We start from the raw sequence: 17,057 nt of genomic DNA, 5'->3' as shown, positions 1-17,057 counted from the left end.
GCGTGTCCCGGTACGCCTCCGGCCGCACCCCGGTCTGCCGGAGACGGCACTCGGACACCCCTGCTCGTGCCCACTCCGGCCGCCCCGCGACGGCGGGGCTCCGCCGGGCCGCTCCGCCGGCCTGACGCTCCTTCTGGACGGACACCGATGATCGAGACGACCACCTTCACCGAGACCCTCACCGTCACCGCGGACAACCCGCTGCTGCACGGGCACGTCGTGTACGGCCGAAGCCTGCTGCCCGGCGTCGGCTACGTGGATCTGGTCCTGCAGGTCCTGGCCCGGCACGGGCACCCCATGCCGGAAGTGGAGTTGCGCGATCTCGCCATCCTCGCCCCGCTGGTCGCCGGGCCCGGGGAACGAGTGTTGACCACGGTGGCGGGACGGCCCGGGGCGAACGGCGGCTGGCGGGTCGAGGTGCGCAGCCGCCGCGCCGAGGACACCGTCGAGGTCCTGCACGCGGTCGCGAACGTGCGCCGCCGGCCCCGCGTCGCCTTCGGTGAACGGCTGGCGCTGCCCGTCGAGGGCGCCACCCGGCGCACCACGCTCGACGAGATCTACACCTGGTGCCGCGAGTACGACCTGCACCACTCGGGCCTGATGAAGCTCGGGGGAGTGGTCCACCACCGCACCGGCGACTGGGTCGCCGAAGTCGAACTCGCCCCGGAGCACCAGGCGTCCGCCGCCGGGTTCCTGTTCCACCCCGCGCTCTTCGAGGCCGGTCTGCTGGGCGGCGGCGTCGCCCTCGGCATGCTGCACGGCGACAACGACGGCCCCGGGCTGTACCTGCCGCTGATGTTCGAGCGGTTCCGCGCCGCCGGACCGCTCGGCGGCCGCTGCTACGTCCGCGTCCCCGCCGACTCGGTGCGCCGGGACGAGGAACTGATCCGGCTGGTCGTGGAGTTCTACGACGCCGAGGGCGCCAAGGTGGCCGAGGTCGGCCGGTTCGTCGCCAAGCGGATCCGCGCCGCGGCCTCCCTCGACGTGCGCGGGGACGCCCCCGCACCGGCCGGGCCGGCCCCGGCGGTGCCGTCGGCCGCCTCGCCGGGTGGTGGTGCGGGTGTGGTGGATGTGGTGCGGGGTGCGGTGGCGGCCCGGTTGGGGGTGGCTGCCGATGGGGTCGATGTGGGTTCGGGTTATTACGAGTTGGGGTTGGCTTCGGCGGATCTGCTGTCGTTGGTGGCGGAGCTGGAGGAGCGGTTGTCGGTGGAGTTGTCGCCGACGGTGATGTTCGAGTACCGGACGATCGCCGAGCTCGCGCAGTGGCTGGAGACCCAGGTCCCCGCGGGCGCCCCGGCCGCCTGGGCCGCGCCGCCGGCGCCCGCCGTGGCCGCGCCGGTGGCGGCCGCCCCGGTCGCCTCGGTTCCGGGGGCGGACGCCCGGGCCGAATCCCTCCCGGCCGCCTCTGTTCCCGCGGCGCCCGCCTCGGCCACCCCTCTCGCGGCGGCACCCGCTTCGCCGGCCCCCGCACCGGAGGCCCCCGCCCCCGCCGGGACCCTCGCGCCGGCCGGTCACGGGCTGCCGTCCGCCCCGGCCACCGGTGTCGTGGCGTCCGGCGGCGCCGCGGGCCCCGACGCGCTCGGCGGCGTTCGCGCCGCCCTCACCGGCGAAGTGGCCGCCCTCCTCGGCGTCGACGCCGCCGATGTGCACGCCGACGCCGAGCTGGCCGAGTTCGGGCTGGACGTCACCGGGCTCGCCCGCCTGGCCGACCGGGTCGGCGCGCGGCTGGGGCTGCCCCTCGATCCGGGGGTCCTGCGCGAACACCGCACCCTGAACGCCCTCGCGGCGCACCTGACCGGCGAGCACCGCACCCCGCCCGAGGCGGCGCCGGTGCCGCACGCGCTCCTCCACGGCAGCGTCGGTGAGGGTGCCGGGGACACGACGACGTACGAGACCCGCTTCAGCGGCGACGAACCGTTCCTGCGGGACCACCGGGTGCACGGCGACCGGATCCTGCCCGGCGTCGCCCATCTGGAGATGGCGCGCGTCGCGGTCGCCCGCGCGCTGGGACAGGACGACGCGGCCGCCGTCCGGCTGACGGACGTGGTGTGGCTGCGGCCCGCCGTCTGCGGTCCCGGCGGCCTCACCCTGCGGGTCCGCGTGCGGACCTCAGCGGCGGGCGGCTGCGCCTACGAGATCGAGAGCGTCGGCGACCACGGCGAGACCACGCTCTGCGGCCAGGGCCGCGCGGCCCTCGGCCCGGACGGCACCGGCGCCGGCCGGACGCGGCTCCTCGACCGGCTGCGCGCGGCGTGCGCCGACACCTTCCACACGGCCGAGGGCCTGTACGGCCTGTACGACCGCATGGGCATGGCCTACGGGCCCTCCCAGCGGTCCGTGACCGGACTGCGCACCGGCACCGACGCCGAGGGGCGCCCCCAGGTCCTGGCCGAGCTGCGGCTGCCGGCCGAGGCCGAACCGCTCGGCGCCGGCGCGCTGATGCACCCGAGCATCCTCGACGGCGCCCTCCAGGCCACGATCGGCCTGTGGCTGGACCAGGGGGCCGGCACCCGGTCCGCCGGGCTCGCGCTGCCGTTCGCCCTGGACCGCGCCGAGCCCGTCGCAGCCACCACCGCCACCGCGCATGCCTGGATCCGGCACCGGCCCGGCCCGGCCGCCGACGGCGGCACGGCCCGCCTCGACGTCACCGTCCTCGACGAGCACGGCCGGGTGTGCGTGGAACTGACCGGCCTGTCGACTCGCCTGCTGCCGGACCCGGCTGCCGCGCGGACGACCCCGGGCGCCGTGACGACCACCCCGGACCCGGCTGCCGCGCGGACGACCCCGGGCGCCGTGACGACCACCCCGGACCCGGCGCCCGTGCGCGACGGCGACATCGCGATCATCGGGGTCAGCGGCCGTTACCCCGAGGCCGCCGACCTCGACGAGTTCTGGCAGAACCTGCGCGCGGGCCGCGACTGCGTCCGCGAGATCCCGGCCGACCGCTGGGACCGGCAGCGGTACGCGGACGCCGGCGCCGGTTCCTGGGGCGGCTTCCTCGACGACATCGACCGGTTCGACCCGCTGTTCTTCCAGATATCCCTGCTGGAGGCGGACCACCTCGACCCGCAGGAGCGCCTGTTCCTGCAGTGCGCCCACCACACCCTGGAGGACGCCGGGTACACCGCCGAACGCCTCTCCCGGGGCGGCAGAGTCGGCGTCTACGTCGGGGTGATGTACCAGGAGTACCAGCTCCTCGGCGCCCAGGCGCAGGAGCGCGGCAGGCCCGACGCCCTGTGGGGCAGCGCCTCCACGGTCGCCAACCGGGTGTCGTACTTCTACGACTTCCGCGGCCCGAGCCTGGCCGTGGACACCATGTGCTCGTCCTCCCTGACCTCGATCCACCTGGCCTGCGAGGCGATTCGCAGCGGGCAGTGCGACACCGCGCTCGCGGGCGGCGTCAACCTCACCCCGCACCCCAACAAGTACCTGGTGCTCGGCCGGCGCGACTTCCTCTCCAGCGACGGCCGGTGCCGCAGCTTCGGCGAGGGCGGCGACGGCTACGTGCCCGGCGAGGGCGTCGGAGCCGTCCTGCTCAAGCCGCTGGCGCGGGCCGTCGCCGACGGCGACCGGATCCACGGCGTGGTCAAGGCCACCGCCGTCAACCACGGCGGCCGCACCTCCGGTTACTCGGTGCCCACTCCGGTCGCCCAGGGCGAGGTGATCGCCGACGCGCTCACCGCCGCCGGCGTCGACCCGGGCGCCCTCGGCTATCTGGAGGCCCACGGCACCGGCACCTCCCTCGGCGACCCCATCGAGGTGGCCGGCCTGCAGCGCGCCTTCGCCCGCGCGGGCGGCGCCCCCCGGCGCCTCGCCATCGGCTCCGTGAAGTCCAACATCGGGCACTGCGAGAGCGCCGCCGGCATCGCCGGAGTCACCAAGGTGCTGCTGCAGATGCGGCACGGCGAACTCGTGCCGAGCCTGCACTCCGCGAACCTCAACCCGCACATCGACTTCGACCGCACCCCGCTGCGCGTGCAGCGCTCCCTGGAGCCCTGGCACCGCCCGGTCCGGGACACCGACGGCGAACGGCGCACCCTGCCCAGGCTGGCCGGAGTCTCCAGCTTCGGCGGCGGCGGCTCCAACGCCCACGTCGTCATCGAGGAGTACCCGGAGCCGGTCCGCCCGCGGACCACTCAGGAGGGCCCGTACCTGCTGGTGCTCTCCGCCCGTACCGAGGAGCAGCTCGCCGAGCAGGCCCGCCTGCTGCACGCCCGGCTCGGCGAGCTGACCGACGCCGACCTGCCGGCCGTCGCCTGGACCCTGCAGACCGGGCGCACGGCCCTGGACCAGCGCCTGGCCCTCGCCGTGGGATCCATCACCGAGGCCCGCGACCGGCTCGCCGCGTTCGCCGCCGCGCCCGCCGCACCCGGGCCCTGGGCCCGGGGCGCCGTCCGCCCGGACCGTCCCGCGGACGCCGCCGCCGTCGGCGCCGCCGTGGCCGCCTGGCGCGAGCAGGGCACCTACGAGGCCCTGCTCGCGCTCTGGGCCGAGGGCGGCGACGTGGACTGGGACCTCGCGGCCCGTCCGGGCCCCCGCCCGCACCGCATCGGCCTGCCCGGCTACCCCTTCGCCCGCGAGCGCTGCTGGTTCGGCCTCGACACCGAGGGCGCGCCGCAGCGATCCGCCGTCGGCGACGAGGGCGACGGCGCCGACGAGGGCGACGTCGTCCTGCTGCGGCCGCGCTGGACCGAGGCGCCCGCCGCCGGGACCGCGGCGCCCGGCGAGACGTTCGCCGAACGGCACGTCGTCCTGGTCGGCCCGGTCACCGCCGGGGACCGCGAGGCTCTGACGGCCGCGCTGCCCGCCGGCACGCACTGCACCGTCGTCGAACCGGCCGACGGCCCCGTTCACCTCCGCTACACCGAGGCCGCACGCCAGGTGTTCACCCTGACCCGCGACCTGCTGCGGCGCGGTGTCCGCCGGCCCACCCTGCTGCAGGTCGCCGCCGTCGGCGGCGCCGGGGACGGCACGGCCGCCTGCCTCGGCGGCCTGGCCGGGCTGCTGCGCACCGCGCACCTGGAGAACCCCAGGCTGCGCACCCAGTACGTGGAGTGCCTCGACGGCGCCTCGCCCGCCGCCCTCGCCGCCCGTCTCACCGCCGAGGCGGTCGCCGGCCCGGAGCCCGAGGTGCGCCACCGCGACGGCCGCCGGCTGGTCCGCCGCCCCGCCGAGGTCCCGCTGCGGCCCGCGCCCACGCCCTGGCGCGAGGGCGGGCTCTACCTCGTCACCGGCGGAGCCGGCGGACTGGGCCTCGTCGTGGCCCGGGACATCGCGGCCGCCGTCGGCACCGCCACCGTGGTGCTCATCGGACGCTCCCCGCTGACCGGCGCCCAGCGGGCCGGGCTGGACGCCCTGCGCGCCGCCGGGCTGACCGTCGACCACCGGCGCGCCGACGTCGCCGACCGCGACGCCCTCGCCTGTCTGCTGGCCCAGGTCACCGACGAACACGGGCCGTTGACCGGCGTGCTGCACTCCGCCGGGGTCGTCCACGACAACTTCCTGGTCCGCAAGAGCGCCGAGGAGCTGGACCGCGTCCTCGCCCCGAAGGTGGCCGGCCTCGTCCACCTCGACGAGCTGACCCGCGAGCAGCCGCTGGAGCTGTTCGTCTGCTTCTCCTCGATCGCCGGTGCGTTCGGCAACCCCGGCCAGGCCGACTACGCGGCGGCCAACGCGTTCATGGACGCCTACGCCGTCCACCGCAACCGGCTCGTCGGCGCGGGCCTGCGCGCCGGGCGTACCGTGTCCGTCGGCTGGCCGCTGTGGGACGAGGGCGGCATGGGGGCCGGCGACACGGTCCGGGACCAGCTGCGCGCCGCGGGGCTGGTGCCGCTCGACACCCCGCGGGGGCTGGCGGCGCTGCGGTTCGCCCTGGCCGACCAGGACGTACGCGAGGACGGCGGGCTGCTGGTCGTCGCGGGCGACCGCACGGCCCTGTCGGCCACCCTCCTGCCGAGCACCGCGCCGGCCGACGCCGGCCGGCCGGACCGGGCGACCGATGCCCCGGGCTCCGGCACCGGTACCGATGCCCCGGGCTCCGGCACCGGTACCGATGCCCCGGGCTCCGACCCGGCCGCACCCGCCGTCGAGGAGCGGGCCGTGGCCCACCTGCGGCGGGTGCTCGCGGCGGCGCTGAAACTCGGGCCCGAACGGCTGGACGCCGACACGCCGCTGGAGCGGTACGGCATGGATTCCGTGCTCGCCGTGACCATGCTGCAGCCGCTCGAGGAGACCTTCGGCCCGCTGTCGCGGACGCTGCTGTTCGAGGTGCGCACCGTGCGCGGCCTCGCCCGGTACCTCGCCGCCGACCACCCGCGGGCCCTGCGCACCCTGGTCGGCGCCCCCGCCCCCGCCCCCGCCTCCGGGTCGGCGACGGCCCCGGCCGAGGCCGTCGCGCCCCGGCCCCCGCGGGCCCCGGCGCCGGCCGCGGCACCGGCCCGGCGCGGGAGCGGGCGGAGCGATGACGGCATCGCCGTCATCGGGATCAGCGGCCGCTACCCGCACGCCGGGGACCTGGAGGAGTTCTGGTCGGTGCTGCGCGAGGGCCGGGACTGCGTCACCGAGGTGCCCGCCGACCGCTGGGACAGCGGCGGCCGGGCCGAGTGGGGCGCCTTCCTCGACGGCGTCGACCGTTTCGACCCGCTGCACTTCGGCATCGCCCCGAGCGAGGCCGCCGCGATGGACCCGCAGCAGCGGCTGTTCCTGGAGACGGTGTGGCACCTGCTGGAGCAGGGCGGCGTCACCCAGGAGGTCGTCGAGCGGCGCCACCGCCGGCAGGTGGGCGTCTACGTCGGCGCCGCCTACCAGATGTACCGGGCGGATCCGGCCGCCGACCCTGCCCTGGCCGCGCTCACCGCCTCCGCCTCGTACAACCTCATCGCCAACCGCGTCTCGAACTTCTTCGGCCTGGAGGGCCCGAGCCTGGCCGTGGACAGCATGTGCACCTCGTCCGCCATGGCGGTGCACCTCGCCTGCGCCGACCTGCTGCGCGGCGAGTGCGAGCTGGCCGTCGCGGGCGGCGTCAACCTGAACGTCCACCCCGACAAGTACCGGGCCCTCGGCGAGATGCGGCTGCTCGGCACCCACCCCGGCGCGCGCAGCTTCCGCGACGGCGACGGCTACCTGCCCGCCGAGGCGGTCGGCGCCGTCCTGCTCAAGCCGCTGGACGCGGCGCTGCGCGACGGCGACACCGTGCACGCGGTCATCAGGAGCACCGCCTCGCTGCACGGCGGCCGCTCCAACGGCTTCATGACACCCAGCCACCGCACCCAGGTCGCCACCATGCGGCGGGCCCTGGAGCGGGCCGGCACCGCGCCGGCCGACATCGGCTGCGTCGAGGCCGCCGCCAACGGCACCGCCTTCTCCGACGAGGTCGAGGTCCGCGCCCTGCGCGAGGTGTTCGCCGGTGTCACCGAACCCGTGCCCGTGGGCAGCGTGAAGTCCAACCTCGGCCACCCCGAGGCGGCCTCCGGCATCGCCCAGCTCACCAAGGTCGTGCTCCAGCTCCGGCACGGGCGGATCGCCCCGCTCGTCGCCACCGGAACCGCCAACCCCCGCCTCGACCTGGAGGGTTCGCCGCTCCGGCTCGCGGAGGAGCCGGCCGGATGGGAGCCGCGCGGCGACGCGCCCCGCCGCGCCCTCATCAACTCCGTGGCGGCGGGCGGCAGTCACGTGAGCATCGTCGTCGAGGCGCCGCCCGCCGCCGCCCGCACGGTCCCGGCGGACCCGGCGCCGCAGGTCGTCCTGGTCTCCGCCCGCACCCCCGAACTGCTGCGCACGGCCGTGGGCCGCCTGCACGACTTCCTGGGCGGCGACGAAGGCGACGGCACGGTGAGCCTCGCCGACATCGCCTACACCTCGCAGCTCGGCCGGGAGCCCCAGGCCGAGCGGCTCGCCGTGGTCGCGGCCGACCGCGGGCAGCTCCGCGAGGCCCTCGCCGCCGAACTCGCCGAGGCCCCCGCCACACCGGCCGTCCGGGCCGGCGTGCACCGCGGCAACGCCGAGGGGGACGCCGGACCGCTCGCCGCGGTCCTGACCGGCGCCCGCGGCGAGGAGTTCCTCGCCGGACTGGTCCAGGACCGCGCCCTGGAGCAACTCGCCGAACTCTGGGCGCACGGCGTCCGGGTGCCGTGGGCCGGACTGCACGACGGGCCCCGCCCCATGGCGCCGCTGCCGCCGACGGCCTTCGAGACGGGCCGCTACTGGGTCGGCCGCGCCCCCGAGCAGCCCGCCGCCACCCGCCGGACGGCGCCCGAGCCGCCCGGGCCGCAGGCGCCGGCCGCCGCGGACACGCCCTCCCACAGCCTGCGCACGATGACGCTGGCCTGGGCGGACGTCCTGGGCGTCGACCCGGAACGGCTCGACGGCCGCAGCGACTTCTTCGCCCTCGGCGGCAACTCCCTGCTGGCCACCCGCCTCATCAACCGGCTCACCGAACGGGCCGGCGTGGAGCTGCCGGTCGAGGCGGTCTTCAGCGCGCCCCGGCTCGCCGACATGGCCCTGGAACTCGGTCGGCGCGCCGCCGGAACGACGGACGCGGGCTCGCTCGACGTGGACCTGATCCTCGAAAGCATCGCCCTCGTCGAGCACATGAGCGACGAGGAGCTGGACGCCCTGGACATCGAGAGCTGAGGCAGAGGTTGACGATGGACATCACCAGTCAGGACACCGGACTGGACCTCGTCCGGAGGATCCGCTCCCTGCCCGCGAAGCGGCAGCGCGCCCTGATCGCGCTGCTGCACAAGCAGGGCGTCGACCTGTCCGCGCTGCGCGCCGTGCCGCGCCTGCCGCGCGGCACCGGCGAGCCGCTGCCGCTGTCGTTCACCCAGCAGCGCCTGTGGTTCCTGGAGAAACTGGGCGGCACCGGCGCCGCGTACAACATCCCGGTGGCGATGCGGCTCAGCGGCCGCCTGGACCGGCCCGCGCTGCTGCGCGCCCTGGCGGCGGTCGTCCAGCGGCACGAGGTGCTGCGCACCCGGTTCACCGAACACGAGGGCGTACCGGGGCAGATCATCGGCGACGGCGCCGACTTCACCGTGGTGGAGGAGGAACTGGCCGACCCCGCGCACCTGTCCGGGATCTGCCGCGAGGAGGCCGCCGCCCCGTTCGACCTGGCGCGCGGCCCGCTGATCCGGGCCCGTCTGCTGCGGCGCTCCGAACTGGAGCACCACCTGCTCGTCACGACCCACCACAGCGTCTGCGACGGCTGGTCGGTCGGGGTGTTCTACCGCGATCTGGTCGCGTGCTACGAGGCGTTCGGCGCCGGCCGGCCGGCGCCGCTCGAACCGCTGCCCGTCCAGTACGCCGACTGGGCCGACTGGCAGCGCCGCCGGCTCGCCGACGAGGTGCAGGAACGCCAGGTCGGCTACTGGCGGCGCCAGTTGGCCGGCGTCGATCCCAGGCTGACCCTGCCCACCGACCGGGAACGCCCCCGGGTGAAGACGTACGCGGGCGCCGCCGAGTCCTTCCGGTGCCCCGCCGAACTGCTCCGCGCGCTGCGCGAGGTGGCGAAGTCCCACGACGCCACCCTCTACATGACGCTGCTGGCGGCCTACGACGTCGTCCTGAACCGCTACACGCACCAGACCGACATCGCCGTCGGCACCGTGGTCGCCGGCCGCAACCGGCGCGAGGCCGAGGACCTGGTCGGCTTCTTCGCCAACACCCTGGTGATGCGCACCGACCTGTCCGGCGACCCCGCCTTCACGGAGCTGCTGGCCCGGGTCCGCAGGACCGCCCTGGAGGCCTACGACCACCAGGACGTGCCGTTCGAGGCCGTGGTGGACGCGCTGGACACCGAGCGCAGCCTCGCCCACTCGCCCGTCTTCCAGACCCTGTTCGTCCTCCAGGAGGCGCAGACCGGGCGCTCGGCGGCCCTCGGCGACCTCGACGTCACCCCGGTCGAGGTCGAGCTGACCTCCACCAAGTTCGACCTCACCGTCGACCTGCGGGAGACCCCGGACGGGCTGGCCGGCACCGTCGAGTACAACACCGACCTGTACGACCGGGAGACCGTCCGGCGCTTCGTCGGCCACTACACACGGCTGCTGGAGGCCGTCGCGGCGGACCCGTCCCGGCCCCTGTCCGGGCTCGGCATGCTGGACGCCGCGGAGCGCCGCCAGGTCGTCGAGGTGTGGAACGACACCGAGCGGCCGTACTCCGCCGACCGCTGCCTGCACCAGCTCTTCGAGGACGAGGCGGCCCGCCACCCGGACCGCACCGCGCTCGTCGACGCCGAGGCCTCCTGGACCTACGGCGAACTCAACGCCTGGGCCAACCGCGTCGCCCACGGACTGCGCGCGCACGGCGTCGGACCGGACACCCTCGTCGGCCTGCACGCGCACCGCTCCGCCGAGATGGTCGCCGGCATCCTCGGCACCCTGAAGGCCGGCGGCGCCTACCTGCCCATCGAGCCGACCCACCCCGACGCCCGGCGCGCCGGCCTCGTGGAGTCCACCGGCGTCCAGGTGGTGCTCACCCAGCCGGACCTGGACACCGGGCCACTGCGCGGCGCCGCCCACCTGCTCGGCCTGCACCGCGACGGCACCCTGCGCGACGGCGCCGGGCAGGACGTCACCGGCGGCCGCGAGGACGACCTGCCGGCCGGCGAACTGGGGCTGACCAGTGAGCACCTGGCCTACGTCATCCACACCTCCGGCTCCACCGGCCGCCCCAAGGGCGTCATGATCGAGCACCGGGCGGCCGTCAACCGCATCGAGTGGATGCAGCACGAGTACGGTCTCCGCGAGGACGACGTCGTCCTGCAGAAGACCCCTTACAGCTTCGACGTGTCGGTGTGGGAGTTCTTCTGGCCCCTGCTCTCCGGCGCGCGTCTCGCCGTCGCCGAGCCCGGCGGCCACCGCGACCCCGCCTACCTGGTCTCCGCCGTCCGCCGGTTCGGCGTGACCACCCTGCACTTCGTGCCCTCCATGCTGCGCACCATCGTCGAGGAGCCCGGCTGGAGCGAGTGCGCCACCGTCCGCCGGGTCTTCTGCAGCGGCGAGGCACTGCCCCCCGACCTGTGCGCCCGACACCACGAGCGCCACCCGGCGCCCCTGCACAACCTCTACGGCCCCACCGAGGCCGCCGTCGACGTCAGCCACTGGACCTGCCCCGCCGGACCCGCCCCGCGCACGGTGCCCATCGGCCGGCCCATCCAGAACATCCGGCTCTACGTCCTGAACGAGGCCCGCGAGCCCCAGGGGATCGGCTGCGCGGGCGAGCTGTACATCGCCGGCGCCGGTCTTGCCCGCGGCTACCTGCACCAGCCGGAACTGACCCGGGAACGCTTCGTGCCCGACCCGTTCGGCGGGCCCGGGGCGCGCATGTACCGCACCGGCGACCTGGCGCGCCGGCTGCCCGACGGCAACCTGGAGTTCCTCGGCCGCGTCGACGGCCAGGTCAAACTGCGCGGCTTCCGCATCGAGCCGGGCGAGATCGAACACCGGCTCGCCGAGCACCCCGCCGTGCGGGCCTGCGCCGTCGTCGTGCGCGAGGACCAGCCGGGCAGCCCCCGCCTCGTCGCGTACACCGTCCTCGACCCCGGCCACCCGTGCGAGGACCACCGCACCGAGCTGACCCGGCACCTGGCGGCCGGCCTGCCCGACTACATGGTGCCCAGCGCCTTCGTCGTCCTGGACGCCCTGCCCGTCACGGCCCACGGCAAGCTCGACCGGGCCGCCCTGCCCGCACCCGGCATCGACGCCTTCGCCCAGCGCGCCTACGTCGCCCCCGCCACCCCCACCGAAAAGCTGCTCGCCCGGGTGTGGGCCGAACTGACGGGGTTCGACGCCGGACGGATCAGCGCCGAGGACAACTTCTTCGCCCTCGGCGGCCACTCCCTGATGATCACCGTGCTGGTGGCCAGGCTCAAGGAGCACGGCCTGAGCGTCGCCGTGCAGGACGTGTTCGCCGAGCCCGGTCTCGCGGCCCTCGCCGCCCGCGTCGACGCCACCCCCGGGACCGACGAGTACAGCGCGCCGCCCAACCTGATCCCGGACGGCTGCACCCGGCTCACCCCGCGGATGCTGCCCCTGATCGACCTCACCCAGGACCAGCTCGACACGATCACCGCCGCCGTGCCCGGCGGCGCGGCCGGCGTGCAGGACGTCTACCCGCTGCTGTCCACGCAGGAGGGCATCCTCTTCCACCACCTGATGGACCCGGACCACGACCCCTACCTCGTCTCCACCCTCTACGTGGCCGACGACGAGGCGGCCTGCGCCCGGTTCACCGCCGCCCTGCAGGCGGTCGTCGACCGCCACGACGTGATGCGCACCGCCGTCCTCACCACCGGACTGCCCGAACCCGTGCAGGTCGTGCACCGCACGGCCCGGCTGCCGCTGCGCCGGGTCCGGCTGGAACCCGGCCGGGACGCCGAGCGGCAGGCCCGCGCCCTGCTGGACGGAGCCGGGCGGATGAGCCTCGACACCGCCCCGCTGCTGCGGCTGACGGTCGCCGAGGACCCGGACTCCGAGCGCCGGTACCTGCTGCTGACCGCCCACCACCTCATCGAGGACGCCACCTCGCTGCGGCTCACCCTCCAGGAGCTGGCCCTGCACATGGCCGGCCGCGCCGACCTGCTGCCGCCCCCGCCGCCGTACCGCGACTTCGTCGCGCACACCCTGCGCCGGCAGGCCGCCGACGAGGCCGAGGACCACTTCCGCGCCGCCCTCGGCGACGTCACCGAGCCGACGTTCCCGTTCGGCCTGGCCGACGTGCACGGCGACGCCCGCCGGGTCACCCGGCTGCGCCGCACGCTCCCCGCGGAACTCACCGGCGAGCTGCGCGCCCACGCAAGGCGGCTGCGGACCAGCCCCGCCTGCCTGTTCCACGCCGCCTGGGCACGGGTCGTGGCCGCGTGCAGTAACCGCGACGACGTCGTCTTCGGCTCGGTGATGTCCGGACGGCTCCAGGGCGTGCCCGGCGTGGAGCGGATGCTCGGCAACTTCATCAACACCCTCCCGCTGCGGGTCCGGCTGGCCGGCCGCACCGTCCGCGAGCTGATCGGCGAGGTCGACGTCGCGCTGCGCGGCCTGGTCGCCCGCGAGCACACCCCGCTGGGCCTGGCCCAGCGGTGCAGCGGCATGGACGGCGACGCCCCGCTGTTCAGCGCCGTCGCCAACTTCCGCCACTTCGAGCCCGGGCACGGCGAGGCCGCGGCCCCGCGCACCGACGACTCCGGGGTGCGGTTCGTCGCCGCCGCGGACGGCATCAACTACCCGGTGTCGGTGTCCGTCGACGACTTCGGCAGCGAACTCTCCCTCGACCTCCAGGTGGACGACTCGCTGTCCGCCGACGCCGTCGCCGGCTACCTCCTCACCGCGCTCACCGGTCTCGCCGAAGCCCTCGCCGCCGACGACGGCGCCGGCACCCGCGCCCTGGACCTGGAGGTGCTGCCCGCCGCCGAGCGCCGGCGCCTGCTCGTCGAGTGGAACGACACCCGCACCCCCATGCCGGCGCCCACCCTCACCGCCGCCTTCGCCGCCCAGGCCGCCCGCACTCCCGACGCGACGGCGCTGGTGTACGAGGACCAGCGTCTGACCTACGCCGAGTTCGACGCCCGCGCCAACCGGCTCGCGCACTGGCTGACCGAGCGCGGAGCGGGCCCCGAGCGGATCGTCGGCGTCGGCATGCCGCGCTCCTTCGACCTGCTCGTCGCGATCTACGGCATCCTCAAGTCCGGCGCCGCCTATCTGCCGCTCGACCCCGACCTGCCCGTCGAACGCCGCGCGACGATGGTCTCCGACGCCCGTCCGCTGCTGGTCCTGGACGAACTGCCCGACACCTCCGGCCTGGCGGACACCGATCCCGGCGCCGGGATCCGCCCGGACCACCCCGCCTACGTGCTCTACACCTCCGGCACCACCGGCCGGCCCAAGGGCGTCGTGATCACCCACCGGGCCAGCATGAACTGGCTCGCCTGGGACCAGGGCGTCTACCGGGGCGGGGAGGGCGACCGGATCCTGTTCAAGACCTCCATCGGCTTCGACGTCTCCGTCAAGGAGCTGTTCTGGCCGCTGCAGACCGGCGGCACGATCGTCATCGCCCGCCCCGGCGGCCAGAAGGACCCCGAGTACCTGGCCACCGCCGTCCGGGAACACGGCATCACCGACATCGACTTCGTGCCCTCGATGCTCGCCGAGTTCCTCTCCGAGCCGGCCGCCGCCGAGTGCACCGGCCTGGTCAGGCTCGAGGCCACCGGCGAACCGCTGTCCATGGAGCTGGCGGAGCGGGTTGCGCGCGCCCTGCCCGGCACCCTGCTGTTCAACCTGTGCGGCCCCACCGAGGTGGGCGGCGCCCTCGGCCTGTACGGCCCGTACACCCCCGAGCCCGGCGCCACCCGGGTCCCCATCGGCGCGCCCGTCTACAACACGCAGGCGTACGTCCTCGACAACGCGCTGCGGCCGCTGCCCGCCGGTGTCCCCGGCGAGCTGTACGTGGCCGGCGACCAACTCGCGCGCGGCTTCCTCGGCCGGCCCGGGCTGACCGCGGAGCGGTTCGTGCCCAACCCGTTCACCCCCGGCACCCGCATGTACCGCACCGGCGACCTGGTGCGCTGGCGGCCGGACGGACTGATCGAGCACCTGGGGCGGGTCGACGACCAGGTCAAGATCCGCGGCTTCCGGGTGGAGCCCGGCGAGATCGAGAACGCCCTGCACGGTCACCCCGCCGTGCACCGGGCCGTCGTCCTGCCGCACGGCACCGGCGCCGCCCGCTCCCTCGTCGCCTACGTCAGCCCGGTGCGCGGCGCGCACGAGGAGGACGGAGCACAGGCGCCGCTCGCCCGGCGGCTGAAGGAGCACCTGGCCGCGCGGCTGCCCGACTACATGGTGCCCACCGCGTTCGTCGTCCTCGACGAACTGCCCGTCAACCGCAACGGCAAGGTCGACCGGGGCGCCCTGCCCGCGCCCACCGAGGCGGACCTGGCCCGCGAGGACTACGTCGCCCCGCGCACGCCCACCCAGCGGGAGCTGTGCCGCATCGTGTCGGAGGTGCTGGGCGTCGCCCGCGTCGGTCTCAACGACTCCTTCTTCGACCTCGGCGGGCACTCCCTGCTGGCCACCAGGCTCTCCCTGCGGGTGAAGAAGGAGATGGGCGCGGACCTCCCGCTCCAGACGGTCTTCACCGCCTCGGGCATGGCCGAGATGGCCGCCGCGGTGGACGGCCTGCTCGACGGCGGGCAGCCGGGCGCGGCACGAGCCGGTTCGGCCCCGGCGGCCGCCGGTGACGCCGCCCCGGCCCCGCGGGGCCCGGCCGGCGCGGCGAACGGCGCGGCCGGCGGGCGGGAGGACGCGGCGCAGACCGCTCCGGCCTTCGTGCCGGACGACGGCACCGCCCCGGCCGCCCCCGAGGGCGCGGCGCGGGCAGCCGGCTCCGCCACCGCCACCGCCACCGCCGACGGCGCGGCCCGCGTGCCGGCCCAGTCCACCGTGCCGGCCCAGTCCACCGTGCCGGCCCAGTCCACCGTGCCGGCCGAGTCCGCCGCGCCGGCCCAGTCCACCGTGCCCGCCGGGTCCGCCGTGCCGGCCGAGGACACCGCGCCGCTGTCCCTGCAGCAGCGGGACCTGTGGTTCCTGAACCGGCCCGGGCACCTGGCCGCCGCGCACGACAACGTGCAGCTCGCCTTCCGCCTCGACGGGCCGCTCGACCGCGACGCCTTCGCCCGCAGCGTGCGCGCCCTCGTGGAGCGCCACCCCGTGCTGCGCACCGGTTACGTCCGCCTCCCCGGCGGCGGCCTCGCGCAGCGCGTGCACGACGCGGCCGGCTTCGCGGTGACCGTCGCGCCCGCCCCGGGCGACGAGGCGGGCCTCGCCGCCTGGCTGCGCGCCGAACGGGCCCGGCCCTTCGACCCGGAGGGGCCGCACGCGCTGCGCTCCCACCTGCTCACGCTCGCCGAGGACCGGCACGTCGCCGTCCTGACCCGCCCCTGGGGCGTCTTCGACGGCTGGTCGGTGAACATCGTCCTGACCGAGCAGCAGGCCCTGTACCGGGCCTTCGCGCGAGGCGAGGAGCCGCGGCTCGCGCCGCTGCCGACGAGCTACGCGGACTTCGCCCGCCGGCAGGCCACGGCCGTCACGGCCGAGGAACTCGGCCGCCAGCGGGAGCACTGGCTGCGGCGGCTGGACGGAGCGCCCGGCTGCCTGCCGGTGCGCACCGACTACGAGCGGTGCCCGGTCAAGACGTACCAGGGCGCCCAGGTGGCGCTGAGCGCCCCCCGCGAGGTGGCCGACGGCCTGCGGCGGCTCGGGCAGGACCAGGGCGCCACCCTCTACATGACGCTGCTGTCGGCGTTCGCCGCCCTGCTCGGCGGCGAGACCGACGCCCCCGACCTGGTCATCGGCACCCCGGTCGCCAACCGGCCGGAGGCCGAACTGGAGGGCGTGGTCGGCTACTTCGTGAACATGCTGCCGATGCGCCTCGACGCGTCCCCGGGGCGCCCCTTCACCGAGCTGCTGGCCCAGGCCAAGGAAGCCACCGGCGAGGCCCACGCGCACAAGGACGTGCCGTGCGCGGACCTCGTCGACGCGCTCGCGGCGCACCGCGACCCGGCCCGGTCCCCGCTGTTCCAGGCCACGTTCAACCTGCTGCCGACCTGGGACGCGCCGGAGGCGGACGACGCCGGCGCCCTGACCGTCACCCAGCTGCCCACCGACGCCGGCACCTCCCGGTACGACCTGAGCCTGGTGGTGCAGGAGACCGGCGCGGGACTGGCCGGCTACCTGGAGTACAGCACCGACCTGTTCACCCCGGCCACGGCCGGGCGCCTGGCCCGTGCCTACGAACACCTCCTCGCCCGGATCGCCCGGGACCCCGGCGGCACGCTCGCCGGACTGCGCGCCCCGGCGCCGGCCACCGGCGGCGACCGGCCGCCCGCCGCGCCCACCGGCGCCGGCCGGACCCAGCCCAGGGGCGGCAGGCGCCCCGCACGACGCAGGACCGGACGGTGAACCGCCCTCGCCCGCCGCGGCGGCCGCGGTGCCCGGCCCCGGCACCCCCGACGGGCACCCGCCCCCGATCCAGCACGGCCGGCGACCCGCCGTCCGCAACCGGACAGC

2 protein-coding genes are annotated in these 17,057 nt (G+C 76.1%); both read left to right on the top strand.

Features of this window, described 5'->3' with window-relative positions:
* Nucleotides 1-147: 147 nt before the first annotated feature.
* A complete protein-coding gene (locus ACFQ9Z_RS08175; RefSeq protein WP_383012675.1) occupies nt 148-8,631 on the top strand; it encodes an SDR family NAD(P)-dependent oxidoreductase in 8,484 nt (2,827 codons plus the stop codon).
* A 14-nt stretch (nt 8,632-8,645) separates the two neighbouring features.
* The gene (locus tag ACFQ9Z_RS08170; protein WP_383012672.1) at nt 8,646-16,949 is read left to right on the top strand and encodes an amino acid adenylation domain-containing protein; all 8,304 of its coding nucleotides are present in this window, start codon (nt 8,646-8,648) and stop codon (nt 16,947-16,949) included.
* Nucleotides 16,950-17,057: the final 108 nt, after the last annotated feature.

This window comes from Streptomyces sp. NPDC056580 (assembly GCF_042793175.1).
Taxonomy (GTDB): Bacteria; Actinomycetota; Actinomycetes; order Streptomycetales; family Streptomycetaceae; genus Streptomyces.
This window is presented reverse-complemented; position numbering and strand designations above follow the sequence as displayed.